This window comes from Streptomyces sp. NPDC054047 (assembly GCF_055585065.1).
In genome coordinates, this window is record NZ_JBVJKV010000025.1 from 1 (window position 1) to 1413 (window position 1413).

General features: G+C 55.8%; 1 rRNA gene. It reads left to right on the top strand.

Annotation, left to right across the window (positions count from 1 at the left end):
* Nucleotides 1–1391, top strand: a 23S ribosomal RNA gene (locus tag ACZ6ZP_RS43145); the annotation flags it as partial.
* Between the last annotated feature and the right edge of the window lie 22 nt (nt 1392–1413).

Sequence of the window (1413 nt, forward strand, 5' to 3'; positions counted from 1 at the left end):
TGAGACCTGATGCCGAGCCGATTGTGGTGAAGTGGATGATCCTATGCTGTCGAGAAAAGCCTCTAGCGAGTTTCATGGCGGCCCGTACCCTAAACCGACTCAGGTGGTCAGGTAGAGAATACCGAGGCGTTCGGGTGAACTATGGTTAAGGAACTCGGCAAAATGCCCCCGTAACTTCGGGAGAAGGGGGGCCATCACTGGTGATCGGATTTACTCCGTGAGCTGGGGGTGGCCGCAGAGACCAGCGAGAAGCGACTGTTTACTAAAAACACAGGTCCGTGCGAAGCCGTAAGGCGATGTATACGGACTGACGCCTGCCCGGTGCTGGAACGTTAAGGGGACCGGTTAGTGCACTTTCGGGTGTGCGAAGCTGAGAACTTAAGCGCCAGTAAACGGCGGTGGTAACTATAACCATCCTAAGGTAGCGAAATTCCTTGTCGGGTAAGTTCCGACCTGCACGAATGGCGTAACGACTTCTCGACTGTCTCAACCATAGGCCCGGTGAAATTGCACTACGAGTAAAGATGCTCGTTTCGCGCAGCAGGACGGAAAGACCCCGGGACCTTTACTACAGTTTGATATTGGTGTTCGGTTCGGCTTGTGTAGGATAGGTGGGAGACTTTGAAGCGGGCACGCCAGTGTTCGTGGAGTCAACGTTGAAATACCACTCTGGTCGTGCTGGATGTCTAACCTGGGTCCGTGATCCGGATCAGGGACAGTGTCTGATGGGTAGTTTAACTGGGGCGGTTGCCTCCTAAAGAGTAACGGAGGCGCCCAAAGGTTCCCTCAGCCTGGTTGGTAATCAGGTGTTGAGTGTAAGTGCACAAGGGAGCTTGACTGTGAGACCGACGGGTCGAGCAGGGACGAAAGTCGGGACTAGTGATCCGGCGGTGGCTTGTGGAAGCGCCGTCGCTCAACGGATAAAAGGTACCCCGGGGATAACAGGCTGATCTTCCCCAAGAGTCCATATCGACGGGATGGTTTGGCACCTCGATGTCGGCTCGTCGCATCCTGGGGCTGGAGTCGGTCCCAAGGGTTGGGCTGTTCGCCCATTAAAGCGGTACGCGAGCTGGGTTTAGAACGTCGTGAGACAGTTCGGTCCCTATCCGCTGTGCGCGTAGGAATATTGAGAAGGGCTGTCCCTAGTACGAGAGGACCGGGACGGACGAACCTCTGGTGTGCCAGTTGTCCTGCCAAGGGCATGGCTGGTTGGCTACGTTCGGAAAGGATAACCGCTGAAAGCATCTAAGCGGGAAGCCTGCTTCGAGATGAGTATTCCCACCCCCTTGAGGGGTTAAGGCTCCCAGTAGACGACTGGGTTGATAGGCCAGATCTGGAAGCCCGGCAACGGGTGGAGGTGACTGGTACTAATAGGCCGAGGGCTTGTCCTCAGTTGCTCGCGTCCACTGTGTT